General features: G+C 64.0%; 23 protein-coding genes, 1 pseudogene and 1 riboswitch. Of the genes and pseudogenes, 9 read left to right on the top strand and 15 right to left on the bottom strand.

Features of this window, described 5'->3' with window-relative positions; genetic code table 11:
* Positions 1-20: 20 nt before the first annotated feature.
* Both AKN83_RS29970 and alaS read right to left on the bottom strand, forming a co-directional pair.
* The gene (locus tag AKN83_RS29970; RefSeq protein ID WP_050402036.1) at positions 21-1271 is read right to left on the bottom strand and encodes a cyclic nucleotide-gated ion channel; all 1251 of its coding nucleotides are present in this window, start codon (positions 1269-1271) and stop codon (positions 21-23) included.
* 11 nt (positions 1272-1282) lie between these two features.
* The gene (gene alaS, locus AKN83_RS29965; protein WP_050402065.1) at positions 1283-3970 is read right to left on the bottom strand and encodes an alanine--tRNA ligase; all 2688 of its coding nucleotides are present in this window, start codon (positions 3968-3970) and stop codon (positions 1283-1285) included.
* Between the two features lie 203 nt (positions 3971-4173).
* A riboswitch (glycine riboswitch) is annotated at positions 4174-4262 on the top strand.
* Positions 4263-4404: 142 nt separating this feature from the next.
* Here alaS and gcvT point away from each other — a divergent pair.
* The 4 genes from gcvT to AKN83_RS29945 all read left to right on the top strand — a co-directional run bounded on the left by gcvT (position 4405) and on the right by AKN83_RS29945 (position 9442).
* Positions 4405-5550: a glycine cleavage system aminomethyltransferase GcvT gene (gcvT, locus tag AKN83_RS29960; RefSeq protein ID WP_050402037.1), complete on the top strand. Its 1146-nt coding sequence runs from the start codon at positions 4405-4407 to the stop codon at positions 5548-5550.
* A 20-nt stretch (positions 5551-5570) separates the two neighbouring features.
* Positions 5571-5936 (top strand): glycine cleavage system protein GcvH, encoded by a 366-nt coding sequence (gcvH, locus tag AKN83_RS29955; protein ID WP_050402038.1) that lies wholly within the window; start codon positions 5571-5573, stop codon positions 5934-5936.
* A gap of 22 nt (positions 5937-5958) precedes the next feature.
* Positions 5959-8832, top strand: coding sequence for an aminomethyl-transferring glycine dehydrogenase (gene gcvP / locus AKN83_RS29950; protein ID WP_050402039.1), 2874 nt, complete (start codon positions 5959-5961; stop codon positions 8830-8832).
* 172 nt (positions 8833-9004) lie between these two features.
* On the top strand, positions 9005-9442 hold the full coding sequence (locus AKN83_RS29945) for an acyl-CoA thioesterase (RefSeq protein ID WP_050402040.1): 438 nt from the start codon (positions 9005-9007) through the stop codon (positions 9440-9442).
* Positions 9443-9601: 159 nt separating this feature from the next.
* Here AKN83_RS29945 and recA read toward each other — a convergent pair whose 3' ends face one another.
* Complete coding sequence (recA, locus tag AKN83_RS29940; RefSeq protein WP_050402041.1) at positions 9602-10690, bottom strand: recombinase RecA; 1089 nt, start codon at positions 10688-10690, stop codon at positions 9602-9604.
* A gap of 369 nt (positions 10691-11059) precedes the next feature.
* Entirely contained in the window at positions 11060-11284 is a 225-nt protein-coding gene (locus AKN83_RS40070; protein WP_157113638.1) for a hypothetical protein, read from the bottom strand.
* Between the two features lie 1418 nt (positions 11285-12702).
* On the opposite strand from AKN83_RS40070, the gene AKN83_RS29935 reads away from it, so the two are divergent.
* On the top strand, positions 12703-12909 hold the full coding sequence (locus AKN83_RS29935; RefSeq protein WP_050402042.1) for a hypothetical protein: 207 nt from the start codon (positions 12703-12705) through the stop codon (positions 12907-12909).
* Between the two features lie 20 nt (positions 12910-12929).
* Here the strand turns inward: AKN83_RS29935 and AKN83_RS29930 are convergent, their stop codons facing one another.
* From AKN83_RS29930 to AKN83_RS29920, 3 genes are all read right to left on the bottom strand, one after another.
* Positions 12930-13157, bottom strand: coding sequence for a hypothetical protein (locus AKN83_RS29930; protein ID WP_050402043.1), 228 nt, complete (start codon positions 13155-13157; stop codon positions 12930-12932).
* Positions 13158-13253: 96 nt separating this feature from the next.
* Positions 13254-13556 (bottom strand): hypothetical protein, encoded by a 303-nt coding sequence (locus tag AKN83_RS29925; RefSeq protein ID WP_050402044.1) that lies wholly within the window; start codon positions 13554-13556, stop codon positions 13254-13256.
* 104 nt (positions 13557-13660) lie between these two features.
* Complete coding sequence (locus tag AKN83_RS29920) at positions 13661-13792, bottom strand: hypothetical protein (protein WP_050402045.1); 132 nt, start codon at positions 13790-13792, stop codon at positions 13661-13663.
* A gap of 162 nt (positions 13793-13954) precedes the next feature.
* Between AKN83_RS29920 and AKN83_RS29915 the strand changes: the two genes are divergently transcribed.
* Both AKN83_RS29915 and AKN83_RS29910 read left to right on the top strand, forming a co-directional pair.
* Positions 13955-15430 carry an amidase gene (locus tag AKN83_RS29915; RefSeq protein WP_050402046.1) on the top strand — a complete coding sequence of 492 codons (1476 nt, stop codon included), beginning with the start codon at positions 13955-13957 and terminating at the stop codon, positions 15428-15430.
* 44 nt (positions 15431-15474) lie between these two features.
* Positions 15475-15936, top strand: coding sequence for a PaaI family thioesterase (locus AKN83_RS29910; protein WP_050402047.1), 462 nt, complete (start codon positions 15475-15477; stop codon positions 15934-15936).
* Here the strand turns inward: AKN83_RS29910 and AKN83_RS29905 are convergent, their stop codons facing one another.
* The 4 genes from AKN83_RS29905 to AKN83_RS29890 all read right to left on the bottom strand — a co-directional run bounded on the left by AKN83_RS29905 (position 15937) and on the right by AKN83_RS29890 (position 19140).
* Entirely contained in the window at positions 15937-16230 is a 294-nt protein-coding gene (locus AKN83_RS29905; protein WP_050402066.1) for an HdeA/HdeB family chaperone, read from the bottom strand.
* 351 nt (positions 16231-16581) lie between these two features.
* Complete coding sequence (locus tag AKN83_RS29900; protein ID WP_050402067.1) at positions 16582-17112, bottom strand: VOC family protein; 531 nt, start codon at positions 17110-17112, stop codon at positions 16582-16584.
* A gap of 105 nt (positions 17113-17217) precedes the next feature.
* Positions 17218-18066 carry an alpha/beta fold hydrolase gene (locus AKN83_RS29895; RefSeq protein WP_050402048.1) on the bottom strand — a complete coding sequence of 283 codons (849 nt, stop codon included), beginning with the start codon at positions 18064-18066 and terminating at the stop codon, positions 17218-17220.
* Between the two features lie 75 nt (positions 18067-18141).
* A complete protein-coding gene (locus tag AKN83_RS29890; RefSeq protein ID WP_347336844.1) occupies positions 18142-19140 on the bottom strand; it encodes an NAD(P)-dependent oxidoreductase in 999 nt (332 codons plus the stop codon).
* A 103-nt stretch (positions 19141-19243) separates the two neighbouring features.
* Between AKN83_RS29890 and AKN83_RS29885 the strand changes: the two genes are divergently transcribed.
* On the top strand, positions 19244-20104 hold the full coding sequence (locus tag AKN83_RS29885) for a LysR family transcriptional regulator (protein WP_050402068.1): 861 nt from the start codon (positions 19244-19246) through the stop codon (positions 20102-20104).
* A 408-nt stretch (positions 20105-20512) separates the two neighbouring features.
* Here AKN83_RS29885 and AKN83_RS29880 read toward each other — a convergent pair whose 3' ends face one another.
* Genes AKN83_RS29880 through AKN83_RS29870 form a run of 3 tightly spaced genes read right to left on the bottom strand, consistent with a single transcriptional unit; the run spans position 20513 to position 21976 of the window.
* Positions 20513-21013: a phage holin family protein gene (locus tag AKN83_RS29880; protein ID WP_050402050.1), complete on the bottom strand. Its 501-nt coding sequence runs from the start codon at positions 21011-21013 to the stop codon at positions 20513-20515.
* 11 nt (positions 21014-21024) lie between these two features.
* The gene (locus AKN83_RS29875) at positions 21025-21327 is read right to left on the bottom strand and encodes a DUF883 C-terminal domain-containing protein (protein WP_050402051.1); all 303 of its coding nucleotides are present in this window, start codon (positions 21325-21327) and stop codon (positions 21025-21027) included.
* Between the two features lie 40 nt (positions 21328-21367).
* Complete coding sequence (locus tag AKN83_RS29870) at positions 21368-21976, bottom strand: sll1863 family stress response protein (protein ID WP_050402052.1); 609 nt, start codon at positions 21974-21976, stop codon at positions 21368-21370.
* 219 nt (positions 21977-22195) lie between these two features.
* Here AKN83_RS29870 and AKN83_RS29865 point away from each other — a divergent pair, with 219 nt between their 5' ends.
* Positions 22196-22828, top strand: a complete 633-nt coding sequence (locus AKN83_RS29865) for a tyrosine-type recombinase/integrase (RefSeq protein WP_050402053.1) — start codon at positions 22196-22198, stop codon at positions 22826-22828.
* Between the two features lie 145 nt (positions 22829-22973).
* Here the strand turns inward: AKN83_RS29865 and AKN83_RS29860 are convergent.
* Positions 22974-23200 (bottom strand): annotated as a pseudogene (locus AKN83_RS29860) (hypothetical protein); the annotation flags it as partial.

Here is a 23200-nt window from a genome sequence, read left to right as displayed (position 1 = left end):
ACACTTTTCCGGACCATGCTCTAATCGCGGATACCGCCGTCAGTCTCGTGCGGCGCTTGGGCGATTTCACCGGCGGCAAGGTCGCCACCGGCCGCGAGCGGATCGGCAAGCCGCGCCTCGGCGGTCTCCCGGACATGCGCGGCAAGCGCCGGCATCCGCTCGATCAGGGCATGGAAGTCCTGCGCATCGAGCAGCAAAAGCTTGGTCTTGCGCATCGCCGTCACCGTGCCGGATCGGCTGGTCCGGCGCAGCAGCGCGATCTCGCCGAAGAACGTGCCGTCGGCAAGCCGCACCCGCTGGCTTGGCAGGTCGATCTCGACCTCACCCGCGGTGATGAAATACATCGATGACGCCGCATCGCCGCGCCGCACCAGGATCTCGCCGGCCTCGATGGTCTGCGACCGCAACAGCCGCATGATATCGGCGATCTCGGCCGCGCCAAGATGCGAGAACAGCGGCACCCGCGCCAGCATGCCCCAGGTCACCACGAAGTCGCGCCGCCGCACCTCGTCGGCGAACGCGGTCGAGATGATCGCGACCGGCAGCGCGATCATCGCAAAGCCGACCACGATCGCGACCACGGTGACGATGCGGCCGAGCAACGTCACCGGGACGACGTCACCGTACCCGACGGTGCCGAGCGTCACGATCGCCCACCACATTGCCTGCGGCATGGTGCCGAACTTGTCCGGCTGCACCTTGTGCTCGATGGCATAGAGCAACGACGCGAACAGCAACACCGCGCCGGTCAGGATCACGACGCAGCCGAACAGCGTGCGCCGCTCGGCATGCATCGCCGCCAGCAGCGAGCGCATCGCGGTCGAATAGCGTACCAGCTTCAGGAACGGCAGCATGCCGAACAGCACCAGCGCGGTCTTGTCGCCGACCGCAAGCGCGATCGCCGACGGCAGGAAGGCGAGCAGGTCGATCACGCCGAGCGCCGAGCAGGCGTATTCCAGCCGCGCCTGCGACGGCGTCATGTCGCGCAGCGAGCGGCCGACCACGCTCCAGAGCCGCGCCGCGTATTCCAGTGCGAAGGCGATCACGGCGGCGATCTCGATCGCCGTGAACAACCACCAGAACTGGGCATCGATCTCCGGCACCGATGCCAGGATCGCCGCCAGCACATCGACGGTGATGATCGCGATAACGAGCCGGACGAAGCGCGAGCCGACCGAATATGGCAGGTGGTCCTGCTCGAGCAGCTCGTAGAGACGCTCGCGCAACCCGGGATCGCTGATCGTGGGCCTCCCGGGAGCCGTCGCCACGATCAGCCTCTCCGTCAGGCGCCAGCCGATGCCTGAGTCATGGCCTGCTCGATCGCCGACAGCGCCGCGTCGGCCTTGGCGCCGTCGGGGCCGCCGGCCTGCGCCATGTCGGGCCGGCCGCCGCCGCCCTTGCCGCCGAGCACCTCCGAGCCCTTTCGCACCAGCTCGACCGCGTTGAAGCGCGAGGTGAGATCGGCGGTAACGCCGACCACGATGCCGGCCTTGCCGTCCTCGGTGACGCCGACGATCGCGACCACGCCGGAGCCGATCTGCTTCTTGCCGTCGTCGACCAGGCTCTTCAGGTCCTTGGTCTCGACACCCTCGACCGCGCGCGCGAGCAGCTTGACGTTGCCGACCTCGCGCACGCCGGAGGCCGCACCGTTCGACGACGCTCCGCCACCGCCCATCGCGAGCTTCTTCCTGGCATCCGACAGGTCACGCTCGAGCTTCTTGCGCTCCTCCATCAGGGCGGCGATGCGCGCCGGCACATCCTCGATCGAGGTGCGCAGCTCGGCCGCCGCGGTCTTCGCCAGCATCATGGTGTCATTGGCGTGCTTGCGCGCGTGATGTCCGGTCAGCGCCTCGATGCGGCGAACGCCGGAGGCGACCGCGCTCTCGCTGGTCACCGAAATCAGGCCGATGTCGCCGGTGCGGCGGACATGGGTGCCGCCGCAGAGCTCGACCGACCAGCCGAGCGCGTTCTGGCCGTGCTCGCGGGCGCTCTTGCCCATCGAGACGACGCGAACCTCGTCGCCATATTTCTCGCCGAACAGCGCGCGCGCACCGGCCTCGCGGGCGTCGTCGACCCCCATGATGCGGGTCGTGACGTCGTCATTCTCGAGCACGACATCGTTGGCGATGTCCTCGACCCGGGCGAGCTCTTCCGGGGTGATCGGCTTCGGATGCACGAAATCGAAACGCAGGCGATCGGGCGCGACCAGCGAGCCGCGCTGCGCGATATGGTCGCCGAGCACCTGGCGCAGCGCCTCGTGCAGCAGATGCGTCGCCGAGTGGTTGGCGCGGATCGCCGACCGGCGCGCGTGGTCGACCTCGAGCTGCAGCGCGGTGCCGACGCTCAAGGTGCCCTGCTCCACCGTGCCGACATGCACGAACAGGTCGCCGGCCTTCTTCTGCATGTCGGTGACGCGGAACTTGACGCCCTCGCCGGTGAGGATGCCGACGTCGCCGACCTGGCCACCCGACTCCGCATAGAACGGCGTCTGGTTCAGCACGATCGCGCCGCTCTCGCCGGCCTTGAGGCCGCCGACCTCGGCACCGTCCTTGACCAGCGCCGTCACCACGCCTTCGGCGCTCTCGGTCTCGTAGCCCAAAAACTCCGTCGCGCCGAGCTTCTCGCGCAGCGGGAACCAGATGGTCTCGGTGGCCGCTTCGCCGGAGCCCGCCCAGGAGGCACGCGCCTTCTCGCGCTGGCGGTTCATCGCGTCGGTGAACGCGGCCTGGTCGACGCTGATGCCGCGCGACTTCAACGCGTCCTGGGTCAGGTCCAGCGGGAAGCCATAGGTGTCGTACAGCGTGAAGGCGGTGTCGCCGTCGAACATGTCGCCCTTCTTGAGGCCGGCGCTCTTCTCGTCGAGGATCGACAGGCCCCGCACCAGCGTCTTGCGGAAGCGGGTCTCCTCCAGCTGCAGCGTCTCCTCGATCAACTTCTCCGCGCGCACCAGGTCCGGATAGGCCTGCCCCATCTCGCGGACCAGCGCCCAGACCAGGCGATGCATCAGCGGCTCGCTCGCGCCCAGCAGCTGGGCGTGGCGCATCGCGCGGCGCATGATCCGGCGCAACACATAGCCGCGGCCCTCGTTCGACGGCAGCACGCCGTCGGCGATCAGGAACGCCGAGGAGCGCAGGTGATCGGCGATCACCCGGTACGATGCCACGTTCTGCGCGTTCGGCCCATGGCCGAGCGCCGATGAAGCCGCATCGATCAGATGGCGGAACAGATCGGTCTCGAACACGCTCTCGACACCCTGCAGGATGCAGGCCATGCGCTCGAGGCCCATGCCGGTGTCGATCGAGGGACGCGGCAGCGCCACGCGCTCCTCCTTCGTCACCTGCTCGTACTGCATGAACACCAGATTCCAGAACTCGAGGAAGCGATCGCCGTCCTCCTCCGGGCTGCCGGGAGGTCCGCCCCAGATGTGCTCGCCGCGGTCGATGAAGATCTCGGAGCACGGACCGCACGGGCCGGTGTCGCCCATCGCCCAGAAATTGTCCGAGGTCGGGATGCGGATGATGCGGTCGTCCGAGAAGCCGGCGATCTTCTTCCAGTAGCCGGCCGCCTCGTCGTCGGTGTGGTAGACGGTGACGAGCAGCTTGTCCTTCTTCAGCCCGAAATCCTTGGTGATCAGGTTCCAGGCGAGCTCGATCGCGCGCTCCTTGAAGTAGTCGCCGAACGAGAAATTGCCGAGCATCTCGAAGAAGGTGAGATGGCGCGCGGTGTAGCCGACATTGTCGAGGTCGTTATGCTTGCCGCCGGCGCGGACGCATTTCTGCGACGTCGTGGCGCGCTGATAGCTGCGCTTCTCGACGCCGGTGAAGACGTTCTTAAACTGCACCATGCCGGCATTGGTGAACATCAGGGTCGGGTCGTTGCGCGGCACCAGCGGCGACGAGGCCACGATCTCGTGGCCGTTCTCCTTGAAGAAGTTCAGAAATGTCGACCTGATGTCGTTGACGCTGCTCATGTTCATCCAATCGGAAAAAGGGGCCGGCCAGCCGCAAAAAGGCGTCATTTTCCGGCCGAACGCTTTTAGACATTGCCAGCTGCGGTGTCCAGAAACTGTGCAGGCGGATCATGGGCTTGCCGCGGCAGCACAAAGCCCATTGGATAGTTGTTGCAGCTGCGTTGACAGTCTTGGCGGCGCCGTGTTTTCTACCTACCTGTTACCCCGTCACGTCGGGAGAGACCGGCCTTGCCGCCGGCGCCGAAGGAGCAACCGCCCCGGAAACTCTCAGGCAAAAGGACCGCGTGACGTCTGACATCTGGAAAGAGGCGCTGGGGTTCTCCCCGATTGCGTCCGCCGACGGGATAATACTCTCAGGCACAGCGACAGATGGGGCTTTCTGCAGGTTTCTCAAGGGGAAATGGGTCCCCGGCGGGAACTGCGAGGGCCCTGTGATGCTTGCGCACGAAACTTCCCCGCTGAAACGGACCCCGCTGCACGCGCTGCATCTGGCGCGCGGCGCCAAGATGGTGCCGTTCGCCGGCTACGACATGCCGGTGCAATACACGGCCGGCGTGCTCAAGGAGCACCTGCACACCCGCAAGGAAGCCGGCCTGTTCGACGTGTCCCACATGGGACAGCTCGTGCTGAGGGCCAAGTCCGGCAAGGTCGGCGACGCCGCGCTCGCGCTGGAAAAACTGGTGCCGCAGGACATCGTCGGCATCGCGCCGGGACGGCAGCGCTACGCGCAATTCACCAACAATGACGGCGGCCTGCTCGACGATTTGATGGTGGCGAATTTCGGCGACCGCCTCTTCCTGGTGGTCAACGCCGCATGCAAGGAAGAGGACGAGGCGCATCTGCGCGCGCATCTCTCCGACACCTGCGAGATCGTGTCGCTGGCCGACCGCGCGCTGATCGCGCTGCAGGGGCCGAAAGCCGAACCGGCGCTCGCGAAACTTTGCCCGGATGTCGGTTCGATGAAATTCATGGACGCCGGCCCCCGCCTTGTCGCCGGCATCGACTGCTTCGTCTCGCGCTCAGGCTACACCGGCGAGGACGGTTTTGAGATTTCAGTGCCCGCCGACAAGGCGGAAGCCCTGGCCACCGCGCTGCTGGACAATCCCGACGTGCTGCCGATCGGGCTCGGCGCGCGCGACAGCCTGCGGCTCGAGGCCGGGCTTTGCCTCTACGGCCACGACATCGACACCACGACGACCCCGGTCGAAGGCGCGCTGGAATGGTCGGTACAGAAGGTTCGCCGCAGCGGCGGCGCCCGCGCCGGCGGTTTTCCGGGCGCCGACAAGATTCTCGCACAATTTGCGCAAGGCGCTGCCCGCCGCCGCGTCGGGTTGAAGCCCGACGGTCGCGCGCCGGTGCGGGAAGGCGCCATGCTGTTCGCCGATCCGGCCTCGACCGAGCCGATCGGCAAGGTGACCTCGGGCGGCTTCGGCCCGAGCCTCAATGCGCCGGTTGCGATGGGCTATCTGCCGACATCGCTCTCCGCGCTCGACACCACCGTTTTCGCCGAAGTGCGCGGCCAGCGGCTGCCGCTCAAGGTCACCGCCACGCCCTTCGTCCCCAACACCTACAAACGCTAAACGCTGAAGGATCGATCCCCATGACGACGCTGTACACGTCCGACCACGAATGGCTCCGCATCGAGGGCGACGTCGCCACGATCGGGATCACCGATTACGCGCAGTCGCAGCTCGGCGACGTCGTGTTCGTCGAACTGCCCAAGGTCGGCCGCAGCCTGAAGAAGGCCGAGGCCGCCGCGGTGGTCGAATCCGTCAAGGCCGCCTCCGACGTCTACGCGCCGATCACCGGCGAAGTGATCGAGGTCAACGAGGCGCTGACGGCCGATCCCGCGCTGGTCAATTCGGATGCCGGCGGCAAGGCCTGGTTCTTCAAGCTGAAGATTGCCGACAAGGGCGAACTCGGCGGCCTGATGGACGAGGCCGCCTACGCCGCGCACACCGCCTGAGGATCATCCCAAGGATTTCGCCATGAACGCGCCCTTCAAGCCGATCAACGAACCCGCCACCGATTTCGTCCGCCGCCACATCGGACCCTCACCGCGCGACGTCAACGCGATGCTGGAAACGGTCGGCGCCGCGAGCCTGCAGGCGCTGATGAACGAGACGCTGCCGGCGTCGATCCTCCAGAAGGCGCCGCTCGAGCTCGGCCGCGCGCTGAGCGAGACCGAGGCGCTCGCGCATATGGGCGAGCTCGCCGCGCAGAACCAGGTGTTCACCTCGCTGATCGGCCAGGGCTATTCCGGCACCATCCTGCCCGCGGTGATCCAGCGCAACATCCTGGAGAACCCGGCCTGGTACACCGCCTATACGCCGTATCAGCCGGAGATCAGCCAGGGCCGGCTCGAAGCCCTGTTCAACTTCCAGACCATGATCTGCGATCTCACCGGGCTCGACGTCGCCAACGCCTCGCTGCTCGACGAGGCGACCGCGGCCGCAGAGGCAATGGCGCTCGCCGAGCGCCATTCGCAGGTAAAGGCGAAGGTGTTCTTCGTCGACAAGGAGGTGCATCCGCAGACGCTCGCGGTGATGCGCACGCGCGCCGCGCCGCTCGGCTGGGCGCTGGTCGTCGGCGATCCCCTGACCGAGCTCGACAAGGCCGATGTGCTCGGCGCGCTGCTGCAATATCCCGGCACCACGGGCGCGGTGCGCGACCTCCGGCCGGCGATCGCATCACTGCGCGCCAAGGGTGCGCTTGCGATCGTCGCTGCGGACCTGCTGTCGCTGGCCCTGCTGACCTCGCCCGGCGAGCTCGGCGCCGACATCGCGATCGGCTCGGCGCAGCGGTTCGGCGTGCCGATGGGCTATGGTGGACCGCACGCCGCCTACATGGCGGTGCGCGACACGCTGAAGCGCTCGCTGCCCGGCCGCATCGTCGGCCTCTCGGTGGATTCGCGCGGCGCACCGGCCTATCGCCTCGCGCTGCAGACCCGCGAGCAGCATATCCGTCGTGAAAAGGCGACCTCCAACATCTGCACCGCGCAGGTGCTGCTCGCCGTGATCGCTTCGATGTATGCTGTCTATCACGGCCCCGAAGGCCTGACCCATATCGCGCGCGGCGTGCATCGCCGCGCCACCGTGCTCGCTGCCGGCCTGCGCAAGCTCGGCTTTGCGCCGACCAGCGAAGCGTTCTTCGACACCGTGACGGTCGAGGCCGGCGCCAAGCAGATCGAGATCGTCACCCGCGCGCAGGCGGAGCGGATCAATCTGCGCATCGGGGCGACCACGCTCGGCATCGCGCTCGACGAGACCACCACGCCGGAGACCGTCGAGGCGGTGTGGCGCGTGTTCGGCGGCAAGCTCAGCTTTGCCGAGATCGAGGCGGCGGCGCGCGAGGCGCTGCCGAAGGAGCTGCGGCGCACCAGCGCCTTCCTCACCCACCCGGTTTTCAACACCCACCGCTCGGAGACCGAGCTGCTGCGCTACATGCGCAAGCTCTCGGATCGCGACCTCGCGCTCGACCGCGCGATGATCCCGCTCGGCTCCTGCACGATGAAGCTCAACGCCACCACCGAGATGATCCCGCTGACCTGGCCGGCGTTCGGCAATCTGCATCCGTTCGCGCCGGCGGATCAGGCCAAGGGTTATCACGCGCTGTTCAAGCGGCTCGAGCAGTGGCTGTGCGACATCACCGGCTATGACGCGGTCTCGCTGCAGCCGAACTCCGGCGCGCAGGGCGAATATGCCGGGCTGCTTGCGATCCGCGGCTACCATCTCGCCCGCGGCGAGCCGCACCGCAAGGTCTGCCTGATCCCCTCCTCCGCGCACGGCACCAACCCGGCCTCGGCCGCGATGGTCGGCATGGACGTCGTGGTTGTCGCCTGCGATGCGCGCGGCGACGTCGACGTCAACGATCTCCGCGCCAAGGCGGAGAAGCATTCGGCCAACCTCGCCGCCGTGATGATCACCTATCCGTCGACCCACGGCGTGTTCGAGGAGCATATCCGCGAGATCTGCGACATCGTGCACGCCCATGGCGGCCAGGTCTATCTCGACGGCGCCAACATGAATGCGCAGGTCGGGCTGTCGCGGCCCGGCGATTACGGCGCCGATGTCAGCCATCTCAACCTGCACAAGACGTTCTGCATCCCGCACGGCGGCGGCGGCCCCGGCATGGGACCGATCGGCGTGAAGGCGCATCTTGCGCCTTATCTACCCGGCCATCCCGCAACCGACGGCGCGACGGCACACGCCATCGGCCCGGTCTCGGCGGCGCCGTTCGGCTCGGCGTCGATCCTGACCATCTCCTACATCTACATCCTGATGATGGGCGGCGAAGGCCTGACGCGCGCCACCGAGATCGCGATCCTCAATGCGAACTACATCGCCGCACGGCTGCAGCCGCACTTCCCGGTGCTGTATCGCAACGAGCGCGGCCGCGTCGCGCATGAATGCATCGTCGACCCGCGGGCGCTGAAGACGACCAGCGGCGTCACCGTGGACGACATCGCCAAGCGGCTGATCGACTACGGCTTCCATGCGCCGACCATGAGCTTCCCGGTGGCAGGCACGCTGATGATCGAGCCGACGGAATCCGAATCGAAGTTCGAGATCGACCGCTTCTGCGACGCGATGATCGCGATCCGCGGCGAGATCACGGAGATCGAGAACGGCCGCTGGAAGGTCGAGGCCTCGCCGCTGCGCCACGCCCCGCACACCGTGCACGACATCGCCGACGACGCCTGGAACCGGGCCTATACCCGCGCCGAGGGCTGCTTCCCGGCCGGCGTGTCGCGCTCCGACAAATACTGGAGCCCGGTCGGCCGCGTCGACAATGTCTATGGCGATCGCAATCTGGTGTGCTCGTGCCCGCCGATCGAGGATTATGCGCAGGCGGCGGAATAGCGCGGGCGACGATCAAGGTTAGTGTAGGATGGGTGGAGCCAACGGGTCCGCGCAAAGCGCGGCCCGATGATAAACTCCGCGAAGCCCATCACTGCACATCACGTCATAAGAGACTGCAATCGACAGCCACTGATCGCGCGACAAACAGAGGCTGCCTGCGGCAGGAGGAAACATGCGCGAGGAATTCTGGTTCCACTTCCCGTTTCGCGTCCGCTATTCCGAGGTCGACGCACAGGCCGTGGTGTTCAACGCGCACTACCTGACCTATTTCGACACCGCGATCACAGAGTATTTCCGCGCGCTCGGCTACGACTATCTCGGCGAGGTGGCGCGGACCGGCATCGACTTTCACACCGTGAAGTCGGTCGTCGAATACAAGGCGCCGATCCGGTTCGATGAGGACATCGAGGTCTGCGTCCGCGTCGCCAGGATCGGCCGCTCCTCGATCGTGCTTGCGCTCGCGATCTTCGCCAAGGGCTCCGAGGACCTGCGCGCCACCGGCGAGATCATCTGGGTCGCGACCGACCAGAAGACGCATCAATCGGTCGCGGTCACGGAAGACTTGCGCGCGCTGGTCGCGAGCCGGGAAAAGGCGCTGGCGCGCGGGTAAGCGCCAGATATCGGTTTCAACGCCGCGCAAAACCAAACAGGCGCCGAAGACGTCGGCAACTCAACGTCCTCAGCGCCCGCTTGCAGCGAAATGATTTGATCGCTTGAGCATGATCTTTCCGGAAAATTGCTTCGCTCTTTTCCGGATCATGCCTCAGGCTTACTCGTCGGCGGGCTCTTCGCCCTCGGCGTCGCGCTCGGGCGTACCGGCGAGGATCTGCTCGGAGATCAGGCCGGAATTCTGCCGGATCGCGGCTTCGATCTTGGCGGTGATGTCGGGATTCGCCTTCAGGAACGCCTTCGAATTCTCGCGACCCTGGCCGAGCCGCTGGCTGTCATAGGAGAACCAGGCGCCGGACTTCTCGACGATGCCGGCCTTGACGCCGAGATCGAGGATCTCGCCCATCTTGGAGACGCCCTCGCCGTACATGATGTCGAACTCGACCTGCTTGAAGGGCGGCGCCAGCTTGTTCTTCACCACCTTGACGCGGGTGGTGTTGCCGACCACCTCGTCGCGCTCCTTGATCGCGCCGATGCGGCGGATGTCGAGGCGGACCGAGGCATAGAACTTCAGCGCATTGCCGCCGGTGGTGGTCTCCGGCGAGCCGTACATCACGCCGATCTTCATGCGGATCTGGTTGATGAAGATCACCATGGTGTGGGACTTGTTGATCGAGGCGGTGAGCTTGCGCAGCGCCTGGCTCATCAGGCGCGCCTGCAGGCCCGGCAGCGCATCGCCCATCTCGCCCTCGAGTTCGGCCTTCGGCACCAGCGCCGCGACCGAATCGACCACCAGCACGTCGACCGCACCGGAGCGCACCAGCGTGTCGCAAATCTCCAGCGCCTGCTCGCCGGTGTCGGGCTGCGAGATCAGGAGCTCGTCGATGTTGACGCCGAGCTTGCGCGCATAAACCGGGTCGAGCGCATGTTCGGCGTCGATGAAGGCGCAGATGCCGCCCTTCTTCTGGCCTTCCGCCACGGTGTGCAGCGCCAACGTGGTCTTGCCCGACGATTCCGGCCCGTAGATCTCGACGACACGCCCCTTCGGCAGACCGCCGACGCCGAGCGCAATGTCGAGCCCCAGCGACCCCGAGGACACCGTCTCGACATCCATCGAACGGTCGTTCTTGCCGAGCTTCATCACCGAGCCCTTGCCGAACTGGCGCTCGATCTGGGAGAGCGCGGCTGAGAGGGCCTTGGACTTGTCCATGGAGGATCCTTCGACGATACGCAGTGCAGTAGCGGACATTTGGGATGTGCTCCTTATGGCGGGGATTCGCTAGCGGGAAAAACGGGAGATGAGGCTCGGGCGGAACGCGTTGTTGATGGGAGTCTCGTACCACGTTTGTTCTACGTTCGCAATATGTTCTTTCTGATGGGTAGGTGCTGTCCGTATTTGACCCCGAGTGTCCTAATTCGAATCTGAGAGTGTCCTAAATCGCTTAGCTGGATGTTCTTGGCGTTCTCAGTAGGACTACCGAGCCCTATGCACGCCTCTGGGCATAACGGTTTTCTATAGGGCGGCAAACTCGTTCCCTACGTGGTTCTCCTTAAGGGGAGACCCGGTGTTCTCCGTGGGTGAACGCAGTTCCTCGGGAACGAATCTGCCGCCGTGCTATTAGGCACACATCACCGCCCATCCGTGGCCGTCACCGGTGACTGAGAGACCATTGCGCTCCCGCCCGCGAAACGTGGGGAGCGCGCCTTGTGCGAGAGATGTGTCGAACTGGATGGGATCAGCAACCACTACCGGACGCTTGCCAGAAACATCACCGATCAGCAGACGCTGGACGCCATCAAGAAGCTCATTGAGCATCACGAAAATCGGAAGGGTCAACTGCACCCCGAGCCGCCGGGGAGCCCGGTTTGACGAAGCGCAGCCAGGAAAAACAGCAATGGGAGATGAGCGCGTTCCCGTGCCCGTATTGCTCGCGAAGCATGAAGCTCATGGGTAAAGAGCGTGCTGATCCGGGATCGCGCGGCTATCTGTTGACCTTTCAATGTGATTGCGGACAAATCTTCGCGGCTAGGAGCGATCAGTAAGGCCGCCTCAGTTGGCGGCCTCTTCATTTCATGAATTCTGGTTCGTCTTTGGCCGCTGCGTCTTGAGGACGCCTGTCTTCCTTCTTGTCGTCGTCCTTCACCTTGAAGCTGCGGTTCGGCTACCACTCCCTAAGGCCCCAAGTTCCGCCCCCAACGCGCACCACATCGCCGACTCAGCCATACGCCCCGTCAAACGGACCCAATGGTATTGGCGGGCTCTTTCGAATTCATATGAAGGCCGCCCGTTTTGAACATGGCAGCAAACTCCGGATTCTGAAGTGGGGTTCGCTTGGACGTCAGAAGGGCTTTTGCCGCATCCACGATAGAACAAAGCAACTCTGAACTGAGAAGAAACGGCCCCTGCGAAGGGGCCGCTTAGTGGAAATGAGAGGGCCGCGTCACGCGAACGGCCCGCCGGGTAAATCTGAAAATCATCCGAATTGAAAACCTGCCCCGGCTCCAAAATCCTAGTTCTCCTCGCGCTCGCAACAATTCCGGGAGGATACGGAGTGGCCTAAAGCATGATCCGGAAAAGTGCGAAGCGATTTTCCGGAGGTGACCCCAGCGCGCTGAAGCGCCGAGGCGGCGCGGTCCGGATTGATCGCTGTGATAGCCAATTTGGGACATGTCCTGTCGCACAGATTGTATAGGCTTCCGGCTACAGGATTTTGCACACCTTCCTGGGGCTAGGGCCGGCGCCGTCCGCAAGCATTTCAAGCGGGCGGCGTTGCGCTGTCAGGCATCAGTCCGAACGAAACCCGCGGATCCGAACGCGCCGACGGGAGCCATTGTCGAAGCATTTGGGCTGCGGCGCAGTGCGATCCGTAGTTCTCCGGGGCAGAACAAAGTTCCGCGAGCAGGGCTCGGCGTTCGTCTCGACTGCATCAGATAATCAATGAGTTACAGAAGGATTTGGCGGAGCCGATGGCACAATCTGCATACTACCTTGGTACCCCTCCTGACGCCCAAAAAAACTACGTAGCGTTCACGAGAAGACTCGGGTTCCGGCAGTGTTCGTAACACTCCCTTCTCCGGCCGACGCACCGATTGCGCATCCCGAGGCAAGGCGACGCCGCCGGCGAACGGATCCACTTCGGGATTCACAACGACGTCCGAACGGGCGCGACGATTCACTCTATCGTTTGACGGGTGTCAATTATTGCTACAACTTCTGATTTAGATATCGACGACCGCCATTCATTCGCGGAACCGTTCCAGATGATCCACAAGGGCGTCGAATTCACCGTCACTCAGCACATGCCCGGCGTCTGGAAATGGCGTTTCCAGATCGGCGATCGGGTCTTCACGGGCAAGACCGAAGCAAAACTCGACCTGCTGGCGATCCGCCGCGTACAGCTGCGGATCGACCGCGAGCTGAACAATCTCGGGCTCGGACGCAGCCACGGACACCGCGATCAGGATTGAGGCGGTCCGTCCGGCAAGCCTCAGTCCGCGCTTGCCAGCCGCCGCATCGTGAACTCGATGTCGCCGCCGGGCAATTCGCGCCAGCTTTCGACGGCGCTCATATAGGCCGCCTTCGGGTAGCGTTTGAGATAGTCGCGGGCCCGCAGCCGGGCCTGATCGCGCGGCAGGCTGAAAGTCTCGCGCAGATAGCCGTCATCCGGCTTGCGCCGTGCGGCCCGGCTGGCGAGATCGCGCGGACGAAACACCATTGCCGCAACTCCAGACCTACTGACGCCCTCAATATAGGGGCGGCGCCTTGAGAATCCGAGTCTGCGGGAAACCGGTGAAGCTCGCCCCGGTGGGGCTTACTGGCTGCGCTGCGCCGGGCTTCCGGGCTGGGCGGAGCTTCCGGTCCTGGTCTTCGGCTTGGCCGGGTGGGCCGCCGCCTTCGGCGCATCGCTGCGCACCGCGCCCCAGGGATCGGCCGCCCCCTTGGCATCCGGAATCTTGCTCAGCGAGTCCTTGTAGGCCCGGTCGGTGACCGCGTCCTGATCCTTCTCTTCCTGGGTCTTGGTCTTGACCTCAGGCATCAGATTGACGTTCGGCATCTGCGCATAGGCCGGCGCCAACAGCAGCACCGCAACCGCAACTGCGCCCAAAACTCTCATAAGAAACGCTCCCTGCATTTTCGCCAGCGGTATATCACCGCAAGAAAGCCGACGCCAAGCCTGGCCATGACAAGCGTGGCCATGACAAGCGTATCTGCCCTGCCCTAGAGATTGTCTGACTTGCAGGATTTCGGCGACTGCATCCAGTCGTCCCAGATCGGACCGCATCGCGTGCAGCTGCCGAGCGCAAGCCCGATCGCGATCACGCCGCCCAGCAATACCAACCCGCGGAACATGGACGCCCCACCACTGACGAGGGGCGATTGGGCGCCAGAACTGGGGCATTTTCAAGCCGGGCATGGCGCTTGCAGCGCAGCGCGCGAGCCAGCGCCCGCGCGATGGTTTGACCGGACCGCCCCCCAAACTACACTGCGCAACAAAGCAGAAAAGGAATCGAAATGACTTTGGCGATGAGCTGGGACGAATGGACGCGGCATGACGGGACGGCGCTTGCCGAGCGCGTCCGGAATGGCGAGCTGACGCCGCGGGAGCTCGCATCGCAGGCTGCCGCCGCCGCAGCCAAGGTCGATCCGGCGCTCTCCGGCGTGGTCGAGCTGTTCGACGACGTGATCGCCGATCCCGCGCGCGACGGCGCCGATCTCAACGGGCCGTTCGCCGGCCTGCCCTTCCTGATGAAGGATCTCGGCCCGACGCTGAAGGGCCGCCTGCAGGAGATGGGCTCGCTGATGATGCGCGGCAACCGCGCCGCGGCCGACACCTTCCTGACGACGAAGTTGCGCAAGGCCGGTCTCAATCTGATCGGCCGCACCACCACGCCGGAGTTCGGGGTTTGCAGCTCGGCCGAGAACCCCGCGGTCTATGTCACACGCAATCCCTGGAACACCGACTATACCACCTGCGGCTCGTCGGCCGGCAGCGCGGCGATGGTTGCCGCCGGCACTGTGCCGATCGCGCATGCGACCGACGGCGGCGGCTCGATCCGGATTCCCGCCGGCGTCAACGGCAATATCGGGCTGAAAGTGTCGCGCGGCGTGTTCTCGCTCGCGCCGCATCTGTCCGATCTCACCGGCCTCGTCTCGATCCAGGGCTGCCAGTCGCGTTCGGTGCGCGACACCGCCGCCTTCGTCGATGCCTGCCGTGGCCCCGCACCCGGCGAGTTCATGCCGTTCTGGACGCCGGCCGAGCCCTATACGGCGATGATCGCGCGCGACCCCGGCCGGCTCAGAATCGCGCTGTCGCACACGTGGGGCGACTATCGCGCGACGCCGCACATCGCAGCCGAGCTCGAACGGGTCGGCCGCTTCCTCGAAAGCCTCGGCCATCAGGTCGACTACGCGCTGCCGGCGATCGACTACCGGGAAGCCTTCGCGGCGCAGACCACCTGCTACATCAGCAATTTCGCCGTCGTGATCGGCAACATGCTCGCGGCACGCGGACTGACGCGGCCGCCGGCGGACCTGATCGAGCCGATCAACATCCGCATCTGGGAGCATGGCCGCGACTTCAGCTTCGCCGACCGCGCCCGCATGCAGGCCGTGTTCAACACGACGGCGCGCGGCTTCGGCGCCTTCTTCGAGGATTGGGACATCATTCTGACGCCGATCACCGCGCTGCCGACGCCGAAGATCGGCACCAGGGAATATCTCACCATCAGCGACAATCCGTCGGTGCTGGACTGGTTCGGCAACCTCTGGCGCAACTTCGCCTTCACGCCGCTTGCCAATCTCTGCGGCATCCCGGCGATCTCGCTGCCGCTCGCGACCAACGAGCACGGCCTGCCGCTCGGCATCCAGGCGATCGGCAAGCAGGCCGATGACGGCCTCCTGCTGCAGCTCGCCGCCCAGATCGAACGGGCGATCGACGGCAAGTGGAATGACGGCAAGCGGCCGGCCGTGCATGTCACGCGCAACTAGGCGATAGACGACAAACAAGCCATCAGGGAAGGAAGCGGAACGCCATGCAGCAGGCCGGTGAATTCGGGATCGACGACGCCAAACGCGTGCTCGGCGACGTCTTTGCGCCATGGGTGCAGGACCTCAATCTGTCGATCGAGCAGTTCGACATCGCGCCGCCCGCGGGCGGCAATGCGGACTGGCAGCCCGGCGCCATCCTGCGCATGCCGTTTTCCGAACGCTTGTGCCGCAATGGCGGCATCGTCTGCGGCCAGGCACTGATGGCGTTCGCCGACACTGCGATGGTGCTGGCCAATCTTGCCGCCAACAAGGGCTATCGTCCGATGACGACGGTCGACCAGACCACCCACTTCATGCGCGCGGTGACCGCCTCCGACGTGCTGGCCGACGCGCGCGTGGTCCGGCTCGGCCGCACCATGAGCTTCGGCCGCGTCACGCTCTCCTCCGCCACCGACAACAAGCCGGTGGCGATGGTGTCGAGCGCGTTCGCGATGCTGCCGGGATAACTACTTGCCGAGCACCGCCTCGGCGGCGTTGACGATGCTGATGGTCGGGTTCTTTCCGCAATAGGTGCCGAACTTCTTGGCGTTCTCGACGAACACGTCGGTGTCGATGATCGCCTCGTCGGAATCGCCCTTGTACCAGCCGTCCATCCAGACCAGCACCATCTTGATGGTGTCGTCGCCGCCTTCGACGAACTGCTTGCAGGTCATGGTCGAGAGATCGAGCACGGTGGCCTTGGCCGGCGCGGACGATAGCGCGAGCGCTGTGGCAAGCATGATCGAGGCAGTGACCTTCATCGCAATCTCCATGGACAATGATCTGAAATCAACGGGTCGCCGGAAGTTCGGCGCGTCCGCTCGCGACCTCGTAAGCGAAGCGTCGCGGCGAACGCAAGCGTGACATCGCGCGCGGTTATCCGCACGTCGTTTCGGTGCACGGATTGAGAATTCGCGTTTCTGATTTGTGATGGCGCCGCGCCAAGACGCGATGAGATCAGGGACAGGCGCGGACGAAGGTCAGGCTCAACCGGATGAGCTGACCGCCGGCGCGGTAGATCCGCCACGACAGCCGTCGTGGCTGCGCACTCGTCGAACCTTCCGCAGCGTCGGCATCGCCGCGCATCAACTGATGCGGGTCTCGCGCCCTGCTCAGCCCGCGTCCTGCCACCTGCGCAGATCCGTCTGGTCATGATAGGCCATGCGGTCCGGCGTGGTGATGAATTCCATCGTCGTGCCCCACGGCATGCGGCAGTAGCAGACCTTGTTTCCAGGACCTTTCTCGGTTGCATAGGGAATTGCGCGCGGCGCGGTGAATGCTGTGCCTCCCGCCTTCTCGAAGCGCTCGACCGATGCGTCGATGTCGTCCGTGTAGAGAGCGAAGTGGGTGATGCCGAAGTCGCTTGCCCGGATCGGATTGGCTTGCTCGGGACCGTGCATCTCGAAGAGCTCGATATCGGGTCCGGCTCCGATCTTGACCATCGCCTGCGCACGCACGACCGTTCCGGGAAAAGCCCCGACGGCCCGCTCGAATTCGGGCCCCTGCCGCGGCGGATCCTGCGGTCCGAAGGACTGGTAGATCACCTGGCCGCCGAAAGCTTCTATCAGGAACGATTTTGCGGCTTCGATGTCGGGCACCGTGATGCCAATATGATTGACGCCGCGAATGACGGGTGCGGTCATGACAGTCTCCTTTGCTGTGTATTCGATCCGTCGCGATCGCTGCGGGGGCAATTCGCCCACCGCATCGCGATCCGCCCGGCCCATGACGGTGCTGGGCGCTGAATTTCAACTGGCCTTGACGAACTCGATCAGGGCGGATGCGACTTCATCCGGCCGCTCGTCCGCGACATAGTGGCTGCACCGCGCGATCGAGCCGCCCCTCACATTGGTGGCGAACTCCTTGAGCATCGGCACCATCTGCGCACCGAAGCGCTGGTCCCCACCCAGGCCGAGCACAGGTATCTCGAGCGGTTGCTTCTTGTACTCGAGCGCGGCTGCATGGTCGGCGGCGAACGCACGATACCATTCCATGCCGCCACGCGTGCGTCCGGGAAGCGCCATCGCCTTGGCGTAGATCTCGATGTCCGCCGGATTGAAGGTGCTGTGATCGTAGAACCGCTCTGCCATGAAGGTCGAAACATAGTCATATTCACGGCCATGAATCAGGCGCTCGGGCAGATCCCGGTTCATATGGAAGCCGAAGTGCCAGAGCTTTGCGGTCGTCGCCTCCCATCCGGTCCAGCCGGGAAGCGGAACGTCGAGGACGGCCAGGTGGGTAACAGCCTTCCGATAGATGGCGGCCTGTGGCAACGCCACCATTCCGCCAATGTCATGGCCGCACACGGCGTAGCGTTCATGTCCAAGGGCAACCATGACCTCGTGCGCGTCGCGCGCCATCGTGGCCTTGTCATAGCCGTCAAGCGGGCAGTCGGAAAAGCCCGCGCCGCGCAGATCCATGGCCACCACGCTGAAATGCTCGGCGAGCAGCGGCATCACATGGTGCCATTCCCACCATGTTTCCGGCCAACCGTGAAGCAGAAGGATCGGCAGGCCCGAGCCCCCCGTGACGGCGTTGATCTTGATGCCATTCACCGGCACCAGCTGCTGGGTAAACCCCTTCAAAGTTGCGATCATGATCGCTTTCCGGTCAGATGTTGACGTTCAAACGGAGCTCGTGGCCCACGCTCAAGGCTGTGATGAGCCAGGTTTTCAGTATTTCCTCTCCGCGTTGTTTTCAGACGACGCGACACTATCGCCGCCACGAACCGTCATATCGGCCATGATCGACCAGTCCTTCTCCCCAAGGCCCGCCGAGACAGCTTTGCTGAGCCCCTCGCGGACAGCTTCAAGCATCGGGAGCGTGCGTCCGATCTCGTTGCTGGCCTCAGTCGCAAGGCGCATGTCCTTGAGAGCGAGCTTGGCTTTGAAACCCGGTTCGAATGATCGTTCCGTGATCTGCGCGCTGTAGCTCTCATAGGCGCGGCCCGAGAACAGGGTGCCCAGGATGAGCTTAAAGAAATCCGCACGGTCGAGGCCGGCACTCTCGGTCAGCACGACACCCTCGGCCATCGCCTCGATAGCCATCGCGATCATCATGTTGCAGGCGAGCTTTGCCGCGTTCGCCTGAGCGGGGTTCTCCCCTAACTTCCAGACCTTTTTGCTGAGGGGGGCAAGCAGCGGCTCGATCGCGGCAATTGCATCGGCCTTCCCGGCCGCCAGGATGTTGAGCTGGCCACTCGCCGCGACGTTCGGTCGACCGAGGACCGGTGCGGACACATAGCCAAGGCCCGCCTCTTCGTGCAGGAGCTGCAGTTCGCGCGCGAAAGCGACGGAGATCGTCGATGTGACGACATGGGTCAGCCCTGGTTGCGCGCTTGCCAGCAAGCCGGCGTCAAGGACCACCTCCCGAATGGCCGAGTCGTCGGACAGCATCGTGAAGACTGCGTCAGCCTCGAATGCATCCGCCGCAAGCTTGACCAGCGTTACCCCGCGGACGCTTTCCTGGGCGACCTTGCTCCGGTTCCAGGCCCGCACGTCATGGCCGGCCTTCACCAGGTTCAGGGCCATTGCTGAGCCCATACTGCCGAGACCGATAAATCCGATCTGCATATTTCTATCTCCTGCCGCCGCGTTCTGCCGCCGCTCTGGGAAATCTCTCTGCTCCCTCCGGACCAGCTTCCCTTGGGTTGCACAGCCAGGGGAATCCACAGAAGGGCAGGACGATGGCGATGGCCGGAACGTAGGTGCTTAGATTTGTTCTTTAACTGACATAACTGTACTCTCGGCGTTCAGTTTTGTGTGGATGGCCGCGATGGAATGGAGCGACGTCAGGATCTTTCTTGCTATTGCGCGATCCGGCACGCTCGGCGGCGCCGCGCGCGCTCTTCAGACAAGCCATCCGACCGTCGGCAGGCGTCTTCGCGCACTTGAGCAGGCGATCGGTCACACGCTCTTCCAGCGCACAGCGGACGGTCTTGTTCTGACCGAAGAGGGCCACGGGATCATCGCGCTGGCCGAGCAAATGGAAGAAGGCGCGCTGGCCATGGAGCGCCGGCTTGCGGGGCGGGAGCAGAATCTCAAAGGCAGCCTGCGCATTTCGTCAGCGGACTGGTTTGGGGCCTATGTTCTTCCTCCTATCCTGGCGGATTTCTCGAAAGCCTACCCCAATGTCGACGTCGAGATCCTGACCGGCACGCGCCGGGTCAGCCTTGCCCAACGAGAGGCCGACATCGCTTTTCGGATCGTTCCGTTCGACACTGCCGATGTCGTTCAGCGGCGGCTCTTCAGGCTCGAATACGGCGTCTACATCGCCGAGGAGGCGGCCGATCCCAAATATGGCGATGGGATCGGTTTCCGGCTTATCACCCATGACACATCCACGGGCCACTTCCCTGACATCGCGTGGCTCATCGAGAGTTTCCCCAACGCCAGACCGGTCCTTCGATCGAACAACCGCAACGTCCAGGGACGCATGTGCAGGCAAGGCGTCGGCATCGCTGTCCTGCCCCGCGTGGTCGGCAATCAGATCCCGGGTATCCGCAGGCTGGAACTGCCAAGGCCGCCGCCAGCGCGAGACATTTGGATGGGATACCACCGGGACCTAAGGCGTCTTGAGCGTCTACGCGCGTTCATCTCTACGGTATCGGACCATCTCATGAACGCGACCGCATGATGCGCGGCCCGAGCGCATAGGAGCCGGAATGTCTGCAAAGGGTCCAAAAAGCCACCCACCGCGCCCTAACCCGGCCACTCCCGCTCCGTACAAATAAGCTGACCTGCTGATGGACGGCTGCACCTTCAGCTAAGGGAGCGACGTGCGAGAGAGGCCGCCAACTGAGGCGGCGTCTCAGAATTCTCCCCTAAAGCGCGATGTGATTAGGTTGAATCGTCATCGCGCTTTAGCTCTTTGACTGAGCGTGATCTTCTCGGAAAACCGCTTCGCACTTTTCCGGATCATGCTTTAGTCAAAGCCAAAGAACCTGCAGAATTCATCAAGCGCCGCGCGGCCTACATTCGCGCGCCCGATCCGGGCGTTACTGCAAGCGAAACGGCGCACCTGCAGGCACTTGCGCCGGTGTGGTCACGAATGCTCCTTCTTCGACCGCAGTCCTCGGAGCACCGATAAGGCGGCTGGCACCAGCAGTTTTTCCGCCGCGACGTCGAGCGGATTGTGCACGAGCGCGGTCACGCTCTGCTTCACGTTCCTGATCTCCTGGCCCAAGACATCGATCGTCAGCTTGATGTCGCGCGCATCCTCATGAAGGGATTCTAGCGCGGTCTTGCGGACCTCGAGCGCCACGTCAATTTCCGGTCCCGGATGGGACCTTAGAGCGATCAGGAGCACGATCGCTGCAATGGTAAAATCCACGAGCGCCAGAACGGTAGCCGCCCAGACGGTTCCAAGCGAATTTTGCAACGCGTTATAACCGGCGACATTTGCCATTCCGAGCCCGAACACCGCGATCAGAGCCGCAAAAGCCAACAAGCCAAGCCGGCGCGCGAGCACGTTGAGCCAAATTTTCCCGACCAGCATGTCCGCTTTGCGCAGGACCTGAAGATCGCGCAGAAGATGATCGATCATGGTTGGGCTCCTCAGCGCCTGCCGAGCAGGCGGCCGATCAAGATGCCGACGACCAGTGCGCCGGCAACGCTCTGGGTCGGGTGGGCCGAAATGCTCTTCTCGGCCTCACCAAACAGTTCGGTGACTTCGTCAGCGAGTTGGCGCAGGTAACCCTGCAGCTCGGCTTCGTCCGGCGCCGAAGCCGCCGTGGCGCTTGCCGGTGGGGGCGATGCTGCAGCCGATTGCTCGACCACTGCGGTGCGATTGTTTTTGGCACTCGCAAGCTCGTCCTGCAGCGATTTCAACTCGCGCGAAATCAGGACATCGGTTGCCATACATCCCTCCTGGACTGGCTGTTGCGAACCAAGCGGTTGTTCAGCTCTTCGAGCCAGAGCCCTTCAGGGCGTCCCATGCGGCTTGGTTGGCTTGATCGAATGCCTTGCGGGATTCCGCCAACGCGGCGCCCAGGACCGACCAGGACTCGCTCCCCGCCTGCTTTAGCTTCTGAAGACGCGCTTCCGCTTCAGCCGCATCGATTTTCATCTGCTTGAGTGCGGCATCGACATCGACGCTGCGGGCCGCGGCCACTTTGGCCGCCGCCTCGCGTAATTTCTCCGCCGCCTCGCTCCAGGCCTTCGCCTGCGCCGCTGCAATATCCCTGAATGTGGCCTGCTGCTGCTCGATCTGCTTGCCGGCGCCTTCGAAATAGGTCTTTACCTGGCCTTCGAACCCGTTCCATTGCTTTTCAAGATCCGTCTTGGCGCACGCCAAAGCGTCTTCGCTGGCTTCCACTTGCGTTTTGAGCAGCGCTCGAAATTCGTCACGACGCTCTTTCAGATCGGCGACGATCTGATCGACCTTTACCTTGGACTCGGTCTTTGCCTGGTCAGCTCTGACCTCGAAGGAAGCCAATGCGGCGTCCATCTCGTCGATCCGCTCTTTGGCCCAATTCAGGTGTACATGCATGCTGCTCTGTTCTGGCATGACCAACTCCTTGACTAGTTGATCAATTATTTCCGAGCTTGGCCCATCTCGTGTTGACCTGCGTCAAGTTGGAGATCCGCCATGTCTCTTGTGGGTCAAAATCGGTCCTGCCATCGATCGAATTGGACGCAAGTACGTCTCCAATCGTCTAGAAGCGGACGCCGGATTGGAAGTTCTCCGGGCTGAACATGACCAGCCTCATTAGCTGAGGAGGTCAACATGACTCTTACGCCAAGCACCATCCCCGCCATCGTGAAGCACTCTCCTTGGAACAAGGGGAAGATCGTCGGCGCAAAGCCGCCGCTCCGTCCGAAGCACGTCTGGTCAATCCGAACCAAACTCCAGGTCGAAGGCCGGATGCGCGATCTGGCAATGTTCAACGTCGCCATCGATAGCAAGCTGCGTGGCTGCGACGTCGTAGCTTTGAAAGTTGAGGACCTTGCGCCGGGTGGATATTCGGCCGACCGCGCGACGGTCCGGCAGAAGAAGACCGGCCGGCCAGTCAAATTCGAACTGACGGAGTCGACCCGGCAGGCAATCGACGACTACCTGCGGATTACGGGCAAGAAGTCAGGAGATTACCTGTTCACTGGCCGGCGGCTGAGTGCACATCTGACGACGCGCCAGTATGCCCGCCTGCTATCCCGCTGGCTCGCCAACATCGGATTGGACCCGCATCTGTTCGGAACGCATTCCCTTCGCCGGACAAAGGCGACCTTGATCTATCGCCGAACCGGCAACCTGCGAGCCGTACAGCTCCTTCTGGGGCATACCAAAATCGAGAGCACCGTTCGATATCTCGGCATCGAGGTCGACGATGCCCTCGCAATAGCAGAACAAGTCGACGTCTGATTTCGGGGGCAGAGCAGACGCGCTCTGCGCTGCCCTCACAGACGGCTTCGGGCCAGCAGCGGACCTCGCAGCTCATTCGGCTCATCTTCCGACAGTCGAGGGCGGAGTGACCTCTCTTTCACTCGTCGGGAGAAGGAAGGTGGCGTCACCCGAACTGCGCGACCGCGGCCGACCACAGACGCCAGATTTCGGGGGACTTCTCATCGACGGCGGTCTGCACCATAACCAGTTTCGAGGGCGGATCAACGAGGATGCGCTGCCCGAGGTACCCCAGGAGCGCGAATTGCCGTCTGCTGCCGGGAAACAGGTAGACCTGATATCCGTACCCGAACACTCCCTCGACCTTTGTACCCGAACACTCCCTCGACCTTT

Origin of the sequence: Bradyrhizobium embrapense (assembly GCF_001189235.2) — a bacterium.
Classification (GTDB): Bacteria; Pseudomonadota; Alphaproteobacteria; order Rhizobiales; family Xanthobacteraceae; genus Bradyrhizobium; species Bradyrhizobium embrapense.
Note: the sequence above shows the minus strand (reverse complement) of the source record. Positions and strands in the feature narration are given on the sequence as shown.

What these genes read in the sequence shown, in the direction of transcription:
- alaS (WP_050402065.1), bottom strand. Translation starts at nt 3,970, where the DNA reads ATGAGCAGCGTCAACGACATCAGGTCGACATTTCTGAACTTCTTCAAG.
- gcvT (WP_050402037.1), top strand. Translation starts at nt 4,405, where the DNA reads ATGCTTGCGCACGAAACTTCCCCGCTGAAACGGACCCCGCTGCACGCG.
- gcvH (WP_050402038.1), top strand. Translation starts at nt 5,571, where the DNA reads ATGACGACGCTGTACACGTCCGACCACGAATGGCTCCGCATCGAGGGC.
- gcvP (WP_050402039.1), top strand. Translation starts at nt 5,959, where the DNA reads ATGAACGCGCCCTTCAAGCCGATCAACGAACCCGCCACCGATTTCGTC.
- AKN83_RS29945 (WP_050402040.1), top strand. Translation starts at nt 9,005, where the DNA reads ATGCGCGAGGAATTCTGGTTCCACTTCCCGTTTCGCGTCCGCTATTCC.
- recA (WP_050402041.1), bottom strand. Translation starts at nt 10,690, where the DNA reads ATGTCCGCTACTGCACTGCGTATCGTCGAAGGATCCTCCATGGACAAG.
- AKN83_RS29935 (WP_050402042.1), top strand. Translation starts at nt 12,703, where the DNA reads ATGATCCACAAGGGCGTCGAATTCACCGTCACTCAGCACATGCCCGGC.
- AKN83_RS29930 (WP_050402043.1), bottom strand. Translation starts at nt 13,157, where the DNA reads ATGGTGTTTCGTCCGCGCGATCTCGCCAGCCGGGCCGCACGGCGCAAG.
- AKN83_RS29925 (WP_050402044.1), bottom strand. Translation starts at nt 13,556, where the DNA reads ATGAGAGTTTTGGGCGCAGTTGCGGTTGCGGTGCTGCTGTTGGCGCCG.
- AKN83_RS29920 (WP_050402045.1), bottom strand. Translation starts at nt 13,792, where the DNA reads ATGTTCCGCGGGTTGGTATTGCTGGGCGGCGTGATCGCGATCGGGCTT.
- AKN83_RS29915 (WP_050402046.1), top strand. Translation starts at nt 13,955, where the DNA reads ATGACTTTGGCGATGAGCTGGGACGAATGGACGCGGCATGACGGGACG.
- AKN83_RS29910 (WP_050402047.1), top strand. Translation starts at nt 15,475, where the DNA reads ATGCAGCAGGCCGGTGAATTCGGGATCGACGACGCCAAACGCGTGCTC.
- AKN83_RS29905 (WP_050402066.1), bottom strand. Translation starts at nt 16,230, where the DNA reads ATGAAGGTCACTGCCTCGATCATGCTTGCCACAGCGCTCGCGCTATCG.
- AKN83_RS29900 (WP_050402067.1), bottom strand. Translation starts at nt 17,112, where the DNA reads ATGACCGCACCCGTCATTCGCGGCGTCAATCATATTGGCATCACGGTG.
- AKN83_RS29895 (WP_050402048.1), bottom strand. Translation starts at nt 18,066, where the DNA reads ATGATCGCAACTTTGAAGGGGTTTACCCAGCAGCTGGTGCCGGTGAAT.
- AKN83_RS29885 (WP_050402068.1), top strand. Translation starts at nt 19,244, where the DNA reads ATGGAATGGAGCGACGTCAGGATCTTTCTTGCTATTGCGCGATCCGGC.
- AKN83_RS29880 (WP_050402050.1), bottom strand. Translation starts at nt 21,013, where the DNA reads ATGATCGATCATCTTCTGCGCGATCTTCAGGTCCTGCGCAAAGCGGAC.
- AKN83_RS29875 (WP_050402051.1), bottom strand. Translation starts at nt 21,327, where the DNA reads ATGGCAACCGATGTCCTGATTTCGCGCGAGTTGAAATCGCTGCAGGAC.
- AKN83_RS29870 (WP_050402052.1), bottom strand. Translation starts at nt 21,976, where the DNA reads ATGCCAGAACAGAGCAGCATGCATGTACACCTGAATTGGGCCAAAGAG.
- AKN83_RS29865 (WP_050402053.1), top strand. Translation starts at nt 22,196, where the DNA reads ATGACTCTTACGCCAAGCACCATCCCCGCCATCGTGAAGCACTCTCCT.